The sequence below is a fragment of the Prescottella agglutinans genome (assembly GCF_004011865.1).
In the GTDB taxonomy this organism is placed as follows: Bacteria; Actinomycetota; Actinomycetes; order Mycobacteriales; family Mycobacteriaceae; genus Prescottella; species Prescottella agglutinans.
This window is the reverse complement of sequence record NZ_RKLP01000008.1, coordinates 214,527-229,784: the sequence shown is the minus strand read 5'-3', so window position 1 is coordinate 229,784 and position 15,258 is coordinate 214,527. Positions and strand designations below refer to the sequence as shown.

At 69.4% G+C, this 15,258-nt stretch carries 15 protein-coding genes and 1 pseudogene; 6 read left to right on the top strand and 10 right to left on the bottom strand.

Translation table 11 applies throughout. The features are described from left to right. Positions 1 to 92: 92 nt before the first annotated feature. Both EGT67_RS16665 and EGT67_RS16660 read right to left on the bottom strand, forming a co-directional pair. Positions 93 to 1,256: pseudogene (locus EGT67_RS16665) on the bottom strand (carboxylate-amine ligase); the annotation flags it as partial. Between the two features lie 385 nt (positions 1,257 to 1,641). Beyond that, positions 1,642 to 2,010 (bottom strand): Rv2640c family ArsR-like transcriptional regulator, encoded by a 369-nt coding sequence (locus tag EGT67_RS16660; protein ID WP_127917191.1) that lies wholly within the window; start codon positions 2,008 to 2,010, stop codon positions 1,642 to 1,644. Between the two features lie 91 nt (positions 2,011 to 2,101). On the opposite strand from EGT67_RS16660, the gene EGT67_RS16655 reads away from it, so the two are divergent. Continuing rightward, positions 2,102 to 2,578, top strand: coding sequence for an ArsI/CadI family heavy metal resistance metalloenzyme (locus EGT67_RS16655; RefSeq protein ID WP_127917190.1), 477 nt, complete (start codon positions 2,102 to 2,104; stop codon positions 2,576 to 2,578). Between the two features lie 22 nt (positions 2,579 to 2,600). Here the strand turns inward: EGT67_RS16655 and EGT67_RS16650 are convergent, their stop codons facing one another. The 4 genes from EGT67_RS16650 to EGT67_RS16635 are packed head-to-tail and all read right to left on the bottom strand — an operon-like array spanning position 2,601 to position 6,457. Next, entirely contained in the window at positions 2,601 to 3,017 is a 417-nt protein-coding gene (locus EGT67_RS16650) for an arsenate reductase ArsC (protein ID WP_127917189.1), read from the bottom strand. A 37-nt stretch (positions 3,018 to 3,054) separates the two neighbouring features. Then, positions 3,055 to 4,140, bottom strand: a complete 1,086-nt coding sequence (gene arsB / locus EGT67_RS16645) for an ACR3 family arsenite efflux transporter (protein WP_127917188.1) — start codon at positions 4,138 to 4,140, stop codon at positions 3,055 to 3,057. Then, positions 4,137 to 4,538, bottom strand: coding sequence for an ArsR/SmtB family transcription factor (locus EGT67_RS16640; protein WP_127917187.1), 402 nt, complete (start codon positions 4,536 to 4,538; stop codon positions 4,137 to 4,139). The genes arsB and EGT67_RS16640 overlap by 4 nt, the downstream gene beginning before the upstream one ends. A gap of 59 nt (positions 4,539 to 4,597) precedes the next feature. Next, positions 4,598 to 6,457, bottom strand: a complete 1,860-nt coding sequence (locus tag EGT67_RS16635) for a multicopper oxidase family protein (RefSeq protein ID WP_127917186.1) — start codon at positions 6,455 to 6,457, stop codon at positions 4,598 to 4,600. A gap of 238 nt (positions 6,458 to 6,695) precedes the next feature. Between EGT67_RS16635 and EGT67_RS16630 the strand changes: the two genes are divergently transcribed. Next, positions 6,696 to 7,562 (top strand): alpha/beta fold hydrolase, encoded by an 867-nt coding sequence (locus EGT67_RS16630; RefSeq protein ID WP_127917185.1) that lies wholly within the window; start codon positions 6,696 to 6,698, stop codon positions 7,560 to 7,562. 21 nt (positions 7,563 to 7,583) lie between these two features. Here EGT67_RS16630 and EGT67_RS16625 read toward each other — a convergent pair whose 3' ends face one another. Continuing rightward, positions 7,584 to 8,837: an ion channel protein gene (locus EGT67_RS16625; RefSeq protein ID WP_241566085.1), complete on the bottom strand. Its 1,254-nt coding sequence runs from the start codon at positions 8,835 to 8,837 to the stop codon at positions 7,584 to 7,586. A gap of 177 nt (positions 8,838 to 9,014) precedes the next feature. Here EGT67_RS16625 and EGT67_RS16620 point away from each other — a divergent pair, with 177 nt between their 5' ends. The 4 genes from EGT67_RS16620 (at position 9,015) to EGT67_RS16605 (ending at position 12,021) form a co-directional block, all read left to right on the top strand. Further along, the gene (locus tag EGT67_RS16620) at positions 9,015 to 9,911 is read left to right on the top strand and encodes a hypothetical protein (protein WP_127917183.1); all 897 of its coding nucleotides are present in this window, start codon (positions 9,015 to 9,017) and stop codon (positions 9,909 to 9,911) included. A gap of 35 nt (positions 9,912 to 9,946) precedes the next feature. Then, positions 9,947 to 10,525: an RNA polymerase sigma factor ShbA gene (shbA, locus tag EGT67_RS16615; protein ID WP_127917182.1), complete on the top strand. Its 579-nt coding sequence runs from the start codon at positions 9,947 to 9,949 to the stop codon at positions 10,523 to 10,525. Positions 10,526 to 10,810: 285 nt separating this feature from the next. Beyond that, a complete protein-coding gene (locus tag EGT67_RS16610) occupies positions 10,811 to 11,389 on the top strand; it encodes a hypothetical protein (RefSeq protein ID WP_241566076.1) in 579 nt (192 codons plus the stop codon). Positions 11,390 to 11,565: 176 nt separating this feature from the next. Beyond that, positions 11,566 to 12,021 carry a DUF6069 family protein gene (locus EGT67_RS16605; RefSeq protein WP_127917180.1) on the top strand — a complete coding sequence of 152 codons (456 nt, stop codon included), beginning with the start codon at positions 11,566 to 11,568 and terminating at the stop codon, positions 12,019 to 12,021. Between the two features lie 68 nt (positions 12,022 to 12,089). On the opposite strand, the gene EGT67_RS16600 is transcribed toward EGT67_RS16605, so the two are convergent. From EGT67_RS16600 to EGT67_RS16590, 3 genes are all read right to left on the bottom strand, one after another. After that, positions 12,090 to 12,458, bottom strand: coding sequence for a RidA family protein (locus EGT67_RS16600; protein ID WP_241566075.1), 369 nt, complete (start codon positions 12,456 to 12,458; stop codon positions 12,090 to 12,092). Positions 12,459 to 12,574: 116 nt separating this feature from the next. Continuing rightward, complete coding sequence (locus EGT67_RS16595; protein WP_127917179.1) at positions 12,575 to 14,101, bottom strand: acyl-CoA carboxylase subunit beta; 1,527 nt, start codon at positions 14,099 to 14,101, stop codon at positions 12,575 to 12,577. Between the two features lie 121 nt (positions 14,102 to 14,222). Beyond that, entirely contained in the window at positions 14,223 to 15,254 is a 1,032-nt protein-coding gene (locus EGT67_RS16590) for an aspartate-semialdehyde dehydrogenase (RefSeq protein ID WP_127917178.1), read from the bottom strand. Positions 15,255 to 15,258: the final 4 nt, after the last annotated feature.

The following is a 15,258-nucleotide window of genomic DNA, read 5'->3' as shown; positions in this document are numbered from 1 at the left end:
GTTCGGCAGCTCCTCCCGGGCCGTCAGCGCCGGTCGCCCGAAGTGGCCGCGTCGTACGGCCCGGTCACGGTCCAGGTGTCCTTACCGCCGCCGCGCAACGAGCTCGTGACCGAGCTGCCGGGCGGCGCCGTGTCGTCGATGTCGACCCGCGGATCCAGGCGGCCGGCGGTCTCGGCCGCCAGCAGGTCCACGACGTCGGTCAGGCGCCCCCGTCGGCGCAGGATCCCGCGCTGCCGCGCCGACGAGCTTCCCACCCGCAGGATGACGGCTGCCAGCCCGGAGACGACGTCCCAGTCGCCGGCGGACTCGAGGTGCGGCCGCAGCGACCGGATGAGACCCTCCACCACCTGCCGTGCAGGTCGGGGCGTCGCAGTCTCCACGTCGACCAGGTCGCCCTCGAGACCCGACCGCGCTGCCCGCCACATGGCCGCGCGCACCAATGTGGGCGAGACCTGCATCGGCGCACTGCCGTCGCGGAGAGCGGCAGCCTCGCGAGCGACGAGCGCGCGGAACAGTCCGGCGACGAGCACGATCGTGTCCAACGACGGGCAGCTGTCGCACACCCGCAGCTCGAGCGTCGAATACCGATCGGACGGTCTCAGGTCGAAGTAGACCATCCCGGGCCCGCTGATCACACCGCTCCCGACGAGGTCGGCGATCAGCCGGTCGTATTCCGCGGCAGAGTTCACCGGCGCCGCCGGACCGGTGGTGGGCCAGCGGCTCCACACCAGCGATCGCATGCTCGCGTATCCGGTGTCGGTGCCGTCGGCCCAGAACGGTGAACTCGCACTGAGCGCGAGGAAGATCGGCAGGTACGGGGCGACGCGATTGGCGATGCGCACGGCCTCGTCGCGGTCCGCCACGTCCACGTGCACCTGCGTACCGCAGATCAACTGCTCACGAGCGAGGAGCTGATAGTCGGCGAGCATCCGCCGATACCGTGGAGTCTCGGTGACCTCCATCTCCGCAGGCACGGAGAGGGGCACCGCGCCCGCGGCCACCACCCCGACGCCGAGCCGGGCGGCGGTGTCGACGAGCACTCGCCGCCGGTGGGTCAGGTCGGCGCGGAGATCGGCCAGGGCCGAGAACACCCCGCTGTTGACCTCCACGACACAGCGCTGCAGTTCCTCGACGTAGACGTCCCCGGGCAGCCGCTCGAGCAGTTCCGGCGCGCGCGTGACGAGTCGTCGGGTCTTCGCGTCGATGAGATGGAACTCCTCCTCGACGCCCAGTTTGCGTCCTTCGTCGGTCGCCACGGGGATCTACCTCGCGCGTCGCGAAGGTGTGGCAGGCATCGGGCTCATCCAGGGTCCTCTCTGTCCCGTCGACGAGTGAACCGAGCCGTACACTGCCTTCCGTCCGCGACCCGTGTCGTCGATTACCCAGGCTGTAAGGATTTCAACCGCACTGCCGGACCAGTATTCGTACCCTCGCCACCGATTCACACACATATCGAGATTCGTTAGCGTGTTGGTATCCGGGCGACGGGGCGAACACCGGATCGATCCGGCCGCCCGATCCACCTGAGCCGACCGGTTTGCTCGGTCTCCGAACGGTCCGTGGACGGCCTCGGTTGCAGACGAATACCGTTGCCGTCACGTCGATTCCGTCCGGAAAGGAGCCGAAAAGCGATGAACGAGGCTATCGCGACCCGCCACAGCAGTTCGGATCGAGCACGAGACGGAGCGCGTCGAGCGATTCGCCGCGCGCCCGGTAGTAGACGTTCATCCCCCGACGTTCCGATTCGACCATGCCCGCCTTCTTGAGTTGACCGAGGTGATGGCTCACGGTGGATTCCGCGAGGTTCACCCCGGTGGCAAGGTCGCATGTGCAGATCTCCCCACCCTCGGTGGTGAGCAGGATCGACACGAGTTTGATCCGAACCGGGTCGGCGAGCGCCTTCAACCGCAGCGCGACCTGCAGCGCGACGTCGTCACTCATCGGCGCCGCGGAGACCGGTGCGCAGCAGATCGGCCCACTGACGTCGATGATCGGCAGAGCTTTCGGCATGACACCAACCTACCGAAGGAGCTTGACTTATGTCGAAAAGGTGGGAATCTGGATGTGCCCGTATTTCGATATATGTCGCATAGGTGGAGCCATGTCACGCGCCCAACTCGCACTCAACGTCGACGACCTGCAGGAGGCCGTCACCTTCTACTCGAAACTGTTCGGGACACAGCCGGCCAAGTTGAAGCCCGGTTACGCGAACTTCGCGATCGCTGAGCCGCCGCTCAAGCTGGTCCTGCTCGAGAACCCCGGCAAGGGCGGCACGATCAACCATCTCGGCGTCGAGGTCGAATCCAGCACGAAGGTGCACGAGGAGATCGCCCGCCTCACCGGCGAGGGCTTGTTCACCGACGAAGAGATCGGCACCACCTGCTGCTTCGCCACCCAGGACAAGGTGTGGGTCACCGGCCCGGCCGGCGAGAAGTGGGAGGTCTACACCGTGCTCGCCGACTCCGAGACGTTCGGCACCAGCCCACAGCTACTCGCGGACGCCTCACCCGCGAGCGGCGTGTGCTGCGGCACCGCCACCGAGACGGAGTCCTCGTCCGACGAATCATCCTGCTGCTGAACGACACTCCGCCGCGCTCCGACTACCGGAGGAGCTCGGCGATCAGCGCCTCCACGCGGGACCGGATCTCGTCCCGAATGGGCCTGACCGCGTCGACGCCCTTGCCCGCGGGATCTTCGAGCACCCAGTCGCGGTAGGACTTTCCGGGGAAGACCGGGCAGGTGTCGCCGCAGCCCATGGTGATCACCACGTCGGACGCCTGCACGGCGTCGGCGGTGAGGATCTTCGGGGTCTGGGTCGAGATGTCGATGCCGACCTCGGCCATCGCCAGGGCCGCGGCGGGGTTGACCCGGTCCGCCGGCGCGCTCCCCGCGGAGCGGACCTCGATCCGGTCACCGGCCAGCGCGGTGAGGAATCCGGCGGCCATCTGGGAGCGGCCGGCGTTGTGCACGCACACGAACAGGACCGACGGCGTGGAGTTCGGGGACGCGGTGGTCATCGAGAACCTTTCGGAAGCAGTGGAAGTCGGTCACGGATTACGAGGAAAGCTGCGCCGGTGCAGGTTCGCGGGTGAACCGCTTGCGCAGCGCGAGGGAGACGTAGACCAAGGCGACGAGGACGGGGACCTCGATCAGCGGGCCGACGACCCCGGCGAGGGCCTGGCCGGAGGTGACGCCGTAGGTGGCGATCGCGACCGCGATGGCGAGTTCGAAGTTGTTGCCGGCCGCGGTGAACGCCAGCGTGGTGGTGCGCGCGTAGCCCAGTCCCATTGCGGCGCCGAGGGCGTAGCCGCCGCCCCACATGATCGCGAAGTACGCCAGCAGCGGGATCGCGATCCGCACCACATCGAGTGGCTGCGAGGTGATCCGGTCTCCCTGCAGGGCGAAGAGGATCACGATGGTGAACAGCAGGCCGTAGAGCGCCCACGGTCCGATCCGGGGCAGGAACTTCCGCTCGTACCACTCGCGGCCCTTGGCCTTCTCCCCGAAGTGGCGGGTGAGGAACCCGGCGAGCAGCGGGATGCCGAGGAAGATCAGCACCGACTTCGCGATCTGCCACGGGGAGGTGTCGATGGTGGTCTGCTCGAGGCCCAGCCAGCCGGGTAGCACCGAGAGGTAGAACCAGCCCAGGACGGCGAACATGATCACCTGGAAGACCGAGTTGATCGCGACCAGCACCGCGGCGGCCTCGCGGTCGCCGCAGGCGAGGTCGTTCCAGATGATCACCATGGCGATGCAGCGGGCCAGGCCGACGATGATCAATCCGGTCCGGTACTCGGGTAGGTCGGACAGGAAGATCCAGGCGAGGGCGAACATCAGCGCCGGGCCGAGCACCCAGTTCAGCAGCAGGGAGCCGAGGAGGAGCCTGCGGTCGCCGGTGACGGTGTCGAGGCGGTCGTAGCGGACCTTCGCGAGCACCGGGTACATCATGATCAGCAGCCCGAGGGCGATCGGCAGCGAGATCCCGTCGAGTTCGACGGCGCCGAGGGTGTCGCCGAGGCCCGGGATCATCCGGCCCAGCAGCAGTCCGGCGGCCATCGCGACGCCGATCCACACCGGCAGGAACCGGTCCAGGGTCGAGAGCCTGCCGACAACGGCGGGATGGGTGGTCGTCTCGGTCACCGGGCCGCCTCCGCGACCACGACGACGTCGGCCGGCGCACAGGCCGAGCCTTCGACGACGCCGGATTCGGACGACAGCACCGCCGACAACTGCGCGAGCGCGGACGGGATCACCCGGTAGTAGACCCAGGTGCCACGACGCTCGCAGTCGAGCAGACCGGCCTCCCGCAGCACCTTCAGGTGATGGGAGATCGTCGGCTGTGACAGGTCGAACGCCGGGGAGATGTCGCAGACACAGCTCTCTCCGCCCTCGTGGCCGGCGATCAGGTTCAGCATCCGAAGCCGTACCGGGTCTCCGAGCGCCTTGAACATCCGGGCCAGCTCACCCGCCCGGTCCACCGAGAGTGGTTGCCTTCCGAGCGGCGCGCAGCACGTCACATCGGACTCTTGTATCGACATACTTCAATATTGACAGATATCGAATCAAGCCGGCATCGGGGCCTCTCCCGCGGTGGGGGTCACTCCGCGACGGTGCGGAAACCGAGCATCATGTCGTGGTCCTCGTGGTCGAGCATGTGGCAGTGCCACACGTAACCCTGCAGCGGACCGGACATCGCCGGTGCCGGGTCGTGTCCGGCCTGCGCCGGCGCCCCGTGACCGGTGTGATCCGGCGCCGGTGCCGGTGCTGGTACCGGTGCCGCGACCTCCCCGACACCGAACGTGGCGTCCGGGTCGAAGCCGAGGCGTTCGGCGGTCGGGAACACCGCGACGATCCGGGTGACCGTCCCCGGATTCGCCACGACCGTGTCCTTGCGCCCCGACTCCCACGGCTCGGGCGGCACCAGCGGCGAGGTGACGAACTCGTCCACCGGCGGCGCCCACTTGGTCCCGACCGGCGGCACCGGGTAACGCTGCATGTAGCGCTGCTGGTCGAAGTCCTGGCGACCGAGAACCCGAAAGTTGACCAGGTGCAGGTGAATCGGATGCGGCTCGGGCGTGACGTTGACGATGTCCCACTGTTCGACGGTGCCCTGCCGCGGCATCTCGATGTCGGTGTCCGCGAACCGCAGGTTGTTCAGCGACATGAGCACGCTGCCGGTCGACGGATCGGACAACTGCATGACCGTGACCGTCCGCCGTGCCTGCGGAGTCGGCACGGGTTCGAGGTCCGCCGGCCGCCCGTTCCCCCCGCGCAGCGTCTCCGGGACGGCACCGGTGAAGCCGCGTCCGGCGGCCACCCGGAACCGGCAGAACAGCGGCATCGCCCGCGCCCCGCGCTGTGAGGCCGCGAGCGGCGGCGGCTCGTCGTTGCACAGTTCCACCGTGCCGCCGGGCTCGAGCGCGCCGAAATCGACGAGCAGGTCGACCCGTTCCCCGGGCGCGAGTCGCACCCGCGTCGTCGGCACCGGAGCGTTGAGCATGCCGCTCTCCATGCCGAGGACCCAGAATCGCATCCGGTTGCCGAAGAACAGGTTCCACACACTGAACGATGCGGCGCTGACGATCCGCAGGCGGTACATCCCCCGCGCCACCTCGAGTTCCGGCCAGATCTTGCCGTTCACGACACCGACGTCGCCGGGGGTACCGCCGTCCCAGCGGCCCTGCGGCACCATCGGGGTCGCGCGGATGCTCTGGCGCCCGTCGGCGGTGAAGATCTTCTCCTGCAGGACCAGCGGGATCTCGAACTCCCCCGACGGCAGGCCCCACGCGTTGTCGCCGGCGCCCGTGTCGAACTGGTCGCGCAGCAGGACCACGCCCGCGAGGCCGGCGTAGACGTTGAGCCGGGTGATCCCCATCGCGTGGTCGTGATACCAGAACTGGGTGGCCTCGTGGACGTTCGGATACCGGTGCACGTGCCCCTGCCCGGGGCGCTGCAGGAACGCCGGGTGACCGTCGTGCTCGGGCGGGGTCACCGCGCCGTGCAGGTGCATCGACGTCGGCACCGAGGTCCGGTCCTGTTCGGTGACACCGTGCAGGGTGGTGTCGAAGTCGGCGGCCAGCGGGTGGACGCCGATCTCGTTGCGGTAGGCCACGGTCAGCGGGTCGCCGCCGTGCGCCTCGATTGTCGGCCCCAGGTAGTCCATGCCTCCGTACGCGAGTGCCGGCGACGGCTCCAGGTCCCGGTGGAACCGGTGCGTGGTGCTCGCGGCGCGCAGTTCCAGCTGCGACCCGGTCAGGACCGGCAGCCGGGGCAGCGGATCGACGAACGGCTCGAGCTTCGGCGACGCGAACAGCAGCGGCCGGGCCGGGTCGATGTTGCCGAGGTCGCCCAGATCCTGCGCGCGCACGGCGGCCATGCCGGCCGCTCCCGCGCCGACCGCGCCGGCGGTCCACACCAATCCGCGGTTGAACGCGCGCCTCGACATCCGTCCGCTCATGACACGTCACACTCCCCGTGGTCGCCCTACCGGAGCACGCCCGCCCGACGGTACGCCGGAACCGTCTGCCGCCCTGATACTTTGCGTGGATCAACCGGGTTCACACGGCGAGTTTCCGGCGAGCCGGACGAATCGCCCCGCGAAACGTTTTCACTGCGCGGGAGGCGATGTGGCGGTCGGTGGCGATTCGCGACAGGCTGGTGACCCGAACGACATTTCCGACAAATAGAGGCGGACGATGACTACTGAGATCAGCTACGAGGACTCCAAGCGGGAACTGCACACCGATCAGGGCGTGCTCCGGTACCACCAGGCCGGCGACGGTCCGCCGCTGCTGCTGCTGCACGGCTCCGGCCCCGGTGTGACCGGTTGGCGTAACTACCGCGGCGTCCTCGCGGACTTCGCGGAGCACTTCACCTGCTACGTCCTCGAGTTCCCCGGCTTCGGCGTGTCCGATCCGTGCGACGGCCACCCGATGGTCGAGGCCGTCAACGCGGTCCCGGTCTTCCTGGACGGACTCGGCCTCGGCGCGGTCGACATCATCGGTAACTCGATGGGCGGTGGCGTCGGCGCGAACATCGCGATCGCGCACCCCGAGCGGGTGAACAAGCTCGTCTCGATCGGCGGCATCGGCAAGAACGTCCTCTCCCCCTTCCCGGGCGAGGGCATCAAGCTCCTCACCGAGTTCACCGACAACCCGTCGCGGGAGAGCCTGATCCGGTGGCTGCAGTCGATGGTCTACGACCCCGCCGTGGTGACCGAGCAGCTCATCGAGGAGCGCTGGGCGCTCGCGACCGAGCCGAAGACGCTCGAGATCGCCCGCCGCATGTACAGCAGCAACGCGATGAAGGCGATGGCCGCCGCAGCCGCGCAGGCCGACGTCACCCCGTACTGGGCGAAGCTCGGCAAGATCAAGGCCCCGACCCTGATCACGTGGGGCCGCGACGACCGGGTCAGCCCAGTGGACATGGGTCTGCTGCCGATGCGCGACATCCCCAACGCCGAGTTCCACGTGTTCCCGAACTGCGGCCACTGGACCATGATCGAGGCCCGCGACGCCTGGCTGGCGTCGGTGCTCTCGTTCCTGCTGCGCGACCGCACGTGAGCTGACCGCGAGTTCCGCGGGTCACCGCTCGTCCGGTGGCCCGCGGCGCTCGCGAATGGTCATGGTCGGCCGGTTCGTCACCAGCAGCCACACCGGTAGTACCGCGACGCACAGCACCGGCAGCACCGACACCGAGCCGACCATCGCGGCCGGGATGAAGATCCCCAGCCAGCAACTGCGCACCGCCACGACCACGGCACCGAGCACGGCGCACGCCACCGCGAGGGTCACCGGTACCGACGGGACGAGCGCGTGCGCGGTCAGGCCGGCGTTCACCCCGACGACGGCCGAGGCGATGACGCGCCCGCCCCGGAATCCGCTCGCGGCCGCCACCGTGAAGGCCGCGAGGCTGCACAACCCCACCACCACGAGGCGCGGGACGGACATCTCCGGCGCCGTCGACACCAGCGACCGCATCGTCTCGACATCCTTGAACATGGACTGCGGACCGCCGAGCGCCCCGAGGACACCCAGCACGACGCCGCCCAGACCGGTCATCAGCACCGGATTGCGAACGCGGTGGAACAGGGTGTGCAGGCCCCGGTACCCGTAGACCGCGCCCAGCACGACCACTGCGGTAGCCGACGCGATCGCGACGCCGCCGAGCACGTCGGGCAGCGTCGTCGACCAGGACCCGGGCACGTCGATCGTCAGCACCGGGCGGTGGAGCACCGCCATCGTGACCGTGCCGGTCCCGGCTGCGACCAGGGGCATGAGGAGGACGTCCCACAGGTTCCCCCGCACGGGGCGCCCCGTCAGTTCGAGGTACACCAGCGGGGCCGCGATCGGAGTGCCGAACTGGACACCGATCGTCGCAGCCGTCGCGAGCACGATCACACGCTCCGAAGCCACCGCGGGCCGCAGTCGCGCGACGACCCAGACCGCGACGGCCGCATTGACGGAGATCAGCACGTTCTCGGGACTGAGGCTCGCCCCCGCGCCCAGTGCGAGCACCGTCGCCGCCAGCAGACTCGGCAACGCCGACAACGGGATCGGGGGCCCGATCAGACCGGCCGTCGCCGAGTCGCGGCCGCCGTGCCCGGGTGCGAGCCGGACGATCGAGCCGACACCGACTCCGGCCACCGTCAGCACGACGGCGATCCACCACCGGGAATCACCCGCGAACCCGAGGGCGTGCGGGACACGGACGTACAGGAGGTCGGCGACGGCGCGGACCGTCTCGAACAGTGCGATCGGGATCGCGGCGGCGGCCACGCCGACGAGCACCGCCAGGCCCGCCTCGCGTGCCATCACGCGGGCGTCGGGGTGCTCCACGTCCTTCAACGGCGCCTCCGGCGGTCTCGGCAGAGCGCACCCGTCACCGTACTGCGTCGGCGTCGATTCGACGGCGTCATCCGATTCTCCTGTCCGACACGATCGCCCGGTTCGCCTACGCTGACGGCAGTCCATCGGGACCGGCCGCGCCGGGGCCCGCAGAGCCTGAGGGGTGCCGTGCGGTCGTCCAAGTTCAACGTCGTGTTGGCCCGCGAGGCACTCGCCGCCCGGTCGGAGAGCGCACAGGGCTGGTTGCGCGGCACCGCGCCCGGTCGGACGGTGCAGCACATGCTGTCCGGCTTCGTCGACATCGAGTGGGCGGACCGGTCCATGACGCTGGCGGCGCAGTCGTTCACATCCGTACTGCCCGTGGTGATCGCGGCGTCGACCATCGGCCGCCACGACGCCTTCACGACGGGATTCTTCGACCAGTTCGGCATCGACGTGGAGGCCGTCGACGTGCCACCGGGGAGTTTCACACCCAGCGAACCGTCGTTCGCGACGTTCGGCATCATCGGTCTGCTGATGGTGGTGCTCAGTGGCACGTCGTTCGCCCGCGCGCTGGGCCGGATGTACGGGCGGGTGTGGCACGTGCCGACGCTGAAGATGTCCAGTTGGTGGCGGTGGGTCGCGGTCCTGCTGTCGGTGGCGTCGTCGGCCGCGCTGATCGGCTTCGCCAAGATCCTGCGCGACGTGCCGTACCTGGGCGTGTTCCTCGTGCTGATCGCGCAGTTCGCGGTCTGGACCGCCCTGTGGACCCTGGTGCCGTACCTGCTCACCGAGCGACGCCTGTCGCCCCGCGTACTGTGGACCACCGGCGCCATCACCGCCATCGGCCTGGCCGCGCTGGGTATCGCCGGCGACATCGTCCTACCGCGGACGGTGTCCACCGCCGAGGCCAAGTTCGGCGAACTGGGCCTGGTGTTCACCGCGATCGGGTGGATGTTCGTCGCGTGCGGGATCATCGTCGGCGCCTCGGTGATCACCAAGGCCCTCGCCCTGGACGAGGGGCCCATCGGCCGCTACCTCCGCGGGCCGATGGAGCCACTCACAGAAACCTCCATGGTCCACTGAAGAGGGCCTCAGGAAGCGCGCGTTACCTGTGCGGTGTGAATGCGAGTTCCTGGTACGCCCCGTCGCCCTCCGGCACCGACGTCGACAGCATCGCCGCCGCTGCCTCCACCGGGCACGACGACGCGCTGGCCGATCTCATGGCCCGTGTCCGTCCGATGGTGCTGGGCTTCTGCCGGTCACGGCTGCGTGAGTCGCGGTGCGTGTCGGCCGAGGACGTCACGCAGGAGGTGTGCGTCGCCGTGGTGTGCGCGCTTCCCCGGTACGAACACCGGGGCCGCTTCACCGCGTTCGTGTTCGGTATCGCCGGCCACAAGATCTCCGACGCACTGCGCGCGGCGCACCGCGACCGGTCTCTCCCGGTCGGCACCCTGCCCGAGATCGGCGCGGACACCGACACCCCGGAGAACCATGCGGTCCGGTCGGAGGATCTGCGGCGCATCGAGACGATGCTCGCCGTCCTCACCCCGCGACAGCGGCGCATCCTCCGCCTGCGCATCATCGACGAGATGTCGGCCGCCGAGACCGCGGACGCGCTGCACATGACTCCCGGTGCGGTCCGCGTCGCACAGCACCGTGCCCTGAACCGCCTACGCGCAGAGTTCGCGCCGACCTGATCGGCCAAACCCCAAGCGTCACAATGGTTGATCGACCGTCCAAGTGAGACCGTTACAGCATCGTTACTCGCAAAACGGACCGCGCGCTTTGCCCTGTTCATGACGCCGCTCCGGCAACGCGGACAGCACACCCCGGGTCGCACCGCCGCCCGATACGACCGCTTTGACCGCTCTTGCTGTTGCAGCCTCCGCACCCGGGGTCGATGGTGGAGAGGTGATCTTGGTCAGGAGATCGCCTCCGACCTGGATCACGTTCCGATGGTTCACATTTGGAAGGGGATGAATATGCAGTTGCGTAGTCGGAAGACACTCGGTCACGCAGTCGGTGGGGCTGCGATCTTCGCCGCGGCAGCGCTCGCCGCACCCGCCCTCGCCTCGGCCGAACCGGCCGAACTCACGAGTCCGACCGTCACGACCGGCGTCCAGGCGAACACGCTCTCGGTCACCGTCGCCAACCCCAACGAAGATGCCACGAGCAGCTGCGGCGCCTTCGCGCTCGAGGCCGCCAAGCTACCCGCGCTCCGCGAGGACCCGAGCAAGATCACCGAACCGGGATTCCTGTCCTGGCAGACGGATGTGGCCGAGCGGGTCGGGCCCGCCGGCGAGGACACCTTCACGACGGACCTCGAGAACGGCGTGTACGCGGTTGTGGGCGAGTGCGTTTCGCTCGCGAACCCGGAACCCGTCGTCGGTGAACCGCAGATCGTGCCCGTCGGCGGCCTCCTCGGCAGCGTCGACCTCGGCAGCCTGCAGGACATCCTGCCGGCCGACCTGGATCTGGGCAGCCTGCAGGATCTGCTGCCGGCCGACCTCGGCGACCTGCTCGCCGGTCTGCCCCTCGGCTCCACAGGCCCGGCCGCGTAACACGGGGCTCGTCGCTTCCCTGGGCGGCGCCGACACTCGATCGGGTGTCGGCGCCGTTGCACTCCGGGCTACGCGAGCAGATCGCGTTCACCCGCAGAGGGTGACGGCCCGGGCCGCGCGACGCCCTACCGTGTCGGCAGGACAGGTTCCCGTTCGGCATCCGGAAGGAGCACTCGATGAGCGCGTATCCCCCCGGCCCGCCGGCCGCACCCGCGGTCGATGCGAAACGACTGTGGTCCGGTGGCGTGGCCACCGCCCTCGTCGCGGCGCTCGCCGCGGTGGTGGGCCTCTTGATCGTCCGCGGCCTGCTCGACATCGCGGTCGTCACTCCGGACACGACCTTCGGAGAATCCCAAGTCACGACGATCGCCGGATACGCGATCGTCGCGGCGCTGCTGGCGACAGCCCTGCTGCACCTGCTCCTGGTCTCGACGCCGCGCGCGACGTCGTTCTTCGGGTGGATCGGCGGGCTCGCGACCGTCGCCGTGGCCCTGTGGCCGTTCACGGTCTATGCGGACATCGACTCGAAGATCGGCAGCTCGCTGATCTACCTGGCAGTCGGGATCGCGATCGTGACCCTGCTGTCCGGGGTCGCCGGCACCGCGCGTACCACCGCCCCCACCGCCCTGTAGGACGACGCGAGAGATGCTCCGCGGCGCCGACATCGCACGCCCTGTCGGCGCCGCCGCATTCCCCGAAGCTACGGGATCCGGGCCGTCGCCTTGATCTCCACCAACACGCCGGGCATTGCGAGAGCGCCGGCGCCGATCGCGGTCCATGCGGGGCGTGCCCCATCCTGGAAGCGCGCCTTCGCGGCCATGAACTCCTTCATGTGTTCGGGGTAGTCGACGTGAAAACTGGTCAGGTCCACGACATCCTGCGGCCCGACACCGTGCTCGGCGAGCAGCGCGGCCAGTGCCGCGAAGGCCAGGTCGTACTGGCGCTCGGGGTCCGCCGGGACGCTACCGTCCTCTTCGAGGCCGACCTGGCCGGAGCAGAACAACAGATCGCCACTGCGCACGGCGTCCGAGTACCCGTACTCGACTTCCCACTTCTTCCCCAAGGACATTTCCACTCCGTTTCGATACCGACCCGTGGAGCCCGTACAGCTCTGCACTGCAGCGCAATTCGCTGGCAGCCTGACGGTAGCCCATTTCGTCCGAATTGGCCCGTGAGCCAGGGACGTCAGAGTAGATAGCCGTGGTGCGCGACCGGTGCGACGGCGTCGTCCCGGACACTCGAACCCAGCCCACGGATCAGAATGTTCCGCAGTTCCCGCGGATCGATGATGTCGTCGTAGAACAACGTCTGCGCCAGAGCCCACGGCCCGGACGCCTCGTTCTCGACGAGCGCACGCCGCGTCTCGTCGTCCTCCTTCGCGGTGCGCCCACCGACGTCCGCGGGGATGCCCCCGAGTGTGACCGCGGGGAACGCGAGCGTCATGGTCTGGTTGTCGTAGGGGTTCATGCCCATCACCGAACTGCCGAACCCGAACGCCTTGCGAACCGTCACGTGGAACTTGGGGGTCCGCAGCCGGTGCTGCGCCGCGAACATGCGCGCGCCGGCTTTGAGGATCCCGGCCTTCTCCGCCGCGCTGCCCGCCATCACGCCCGGGTTGTCCGCGAGAAACAGCACCGGCAGATGGAACGCCCCCGCCACCTGGAGGAAGGCGGCGGCCTTCTCCGCCGCGGCGACGGTGACCGCGCCCGCCATCACCATCGGCTGGTTCGCGACGACGGCGACCGCGTGTCCGCCGATCCGCACGAGCGCGGTGACGATGGACGTCCCGTAGGTCGGCTGGATCTCGGTGACGGTGCCCGCGTCGGCGACGGCGTCCAGCATCACGCGCATGTCGTAGGGGCGCTTCTGGTTCACCGGGATCAGGTCGAGCAGTTCCGGCAGGGACCGCTCGCCCACGTCGTGGTTGCCGCACGCCGGGCCCACCCACGGCGCACGCTGCCATGCGCTGCTCGGGAAGTACGACAGGTACCGGCGGGCCAGGGCCAGCGCGGCCTCGTCGGACTCGGCGAGGTTGTGGGCGACGCCGGACGTGTCGATCGCGACCTGCGGCCCGCCGAGCGTTTGTTTGTCGATCTGCTCGCCGGTCGACGCCGCGACGAGCGGCGGGCCGGCGGTGAACAGCGCGCCGTGCCCGTCCACCATGATCACGAAATCGGAGAGCGGCGCCGCGAGGGCACCGTGTCCTGCGGACGGCCCGGTCACGATCGCCACGGTGGGCACGAGCCCCGACAGGTCCGCCATCGCCTGAAGATCGTTGGGTGCGGGACGGTTCCGTTCCAGTGCGTTGGTGGCGCGGTGCCCGGCCCCCTCGAGCATCATCACGAGCGGCACCCGATTGCGCAGTGCGAGTTGGGCCGAGCGGGCGCGCTTGGATGCGGCCGCGGTGCCGATCGAGCCGCCCGCGACGGTGAAGTCCTCGGCGCCGACCGTTACCGGACGCCCCTCGATCGTCCCGGATCCGGCGACGAACGCGTCCGACGGCACCGCCGGATCTCCTGCGAGCGGACCCAATTCGACGAACGATCCGGGATCCAGCAGCCCGGCGAGACGGCCACGGACGTCCAGCCTCCCGGACGCCCGGTAGCGCGCGACCTTCTCCGCGCCACCCATCGCGCGCGCGGACGCCTTCCGATCCTCGAGTCGTTCGAGGAGAGGTCCCCAGTCCGCACCGTTTCCTGTGTTCGCCGTCACAGCACTGAAGCTACGGTCGAACGCTTTCGGCTGCAACAGCACTCACCACTCACCGAAAACGCCGCGTGCGCGGCCACCGGACCCGAAGGCCCCGTGACCGCGCACGCGGGACGAGCGGGAGCTAGACGAGCAGCTCGGCGATCTGGATGGTGTTGAGTGCAGCACCCTTACGCAGGTTGTCGCCCGAGACGAACAGCGCCAGGCCGCGGCCCTCGGGGGCACCCGGGTCCTGACGGATCCGGCCGACGAGGGACACGTCGCCACCGGCGGCCGCGAGCGGGTTCGGCACGTCCACCAGCTCGACGCCGGGGGCGTCGGCGAGCAGTTCCTTCGCGCGCTCCACCGACAGCGGACGCTCGAACTCGGCGTTGATCGCCAGCGAGTGACCGGTGACGACCGGGACGCGCACGCACGTGCCCGACACCAGCAGGTCCGGCAGGCCGAGGATCTTGCGGCTCTCGTTGCGGAGCTTCTGGTCCTCGTCGGTCTCGCCGCTGCCGTCGTCGACGAGCGCACCGGCGAGCGGCACGACGTTGAACGCGATGGGCGCGACGTACTTGTTCGGGGCCGGGAAGTCGACGGCCGCACCGGAGTGGACCAGCTTCTCGGCGTCGTCGGCGACGGCGCGGACCTGGCCGACGAGCTCCTCGACGCCGGCGATGCCGCTGCCCGAGACCGCCTGGTAGCTGCTGACGATCAGGCGCTGCAGGCCCGCCTCGTCGTGCAGCACCTTGAGGACCGGCATCGCGGCCATCGTCGTGCAGTTCGGGTTGGCGATGATGCCCTTCGGCGGGTTCTTCGTCTCCTCCGGATTGACCTCGCTGACGACGAGGGGAACCTCGGGATCCTTGCGCCACGCCGACGAGTTGTCGACGACGATCGCACCGGCGGCCGCGAAGCGCGGGGCCTGCGCACGCGAGAGCGTCGCACCGGCCGAGAACAGCGCGATGTCGATGCCCTTCAGGTCCTCGTCGGAGGTCGCGGACGCGTCCTCGACGACGATGTCCTCACCGCGGAACGGCAGCGTCTTGCCGGCCGAGCGCGCGGACGCGAAGAACCGAACCTTGTCGGCCGGGAAGTTGCGCTCCTCGAGCAGTGTGCGCATGACGATGCCGACCTGGCCGGTGGCACCGACGACAGCGATGGTGGTCATCTCG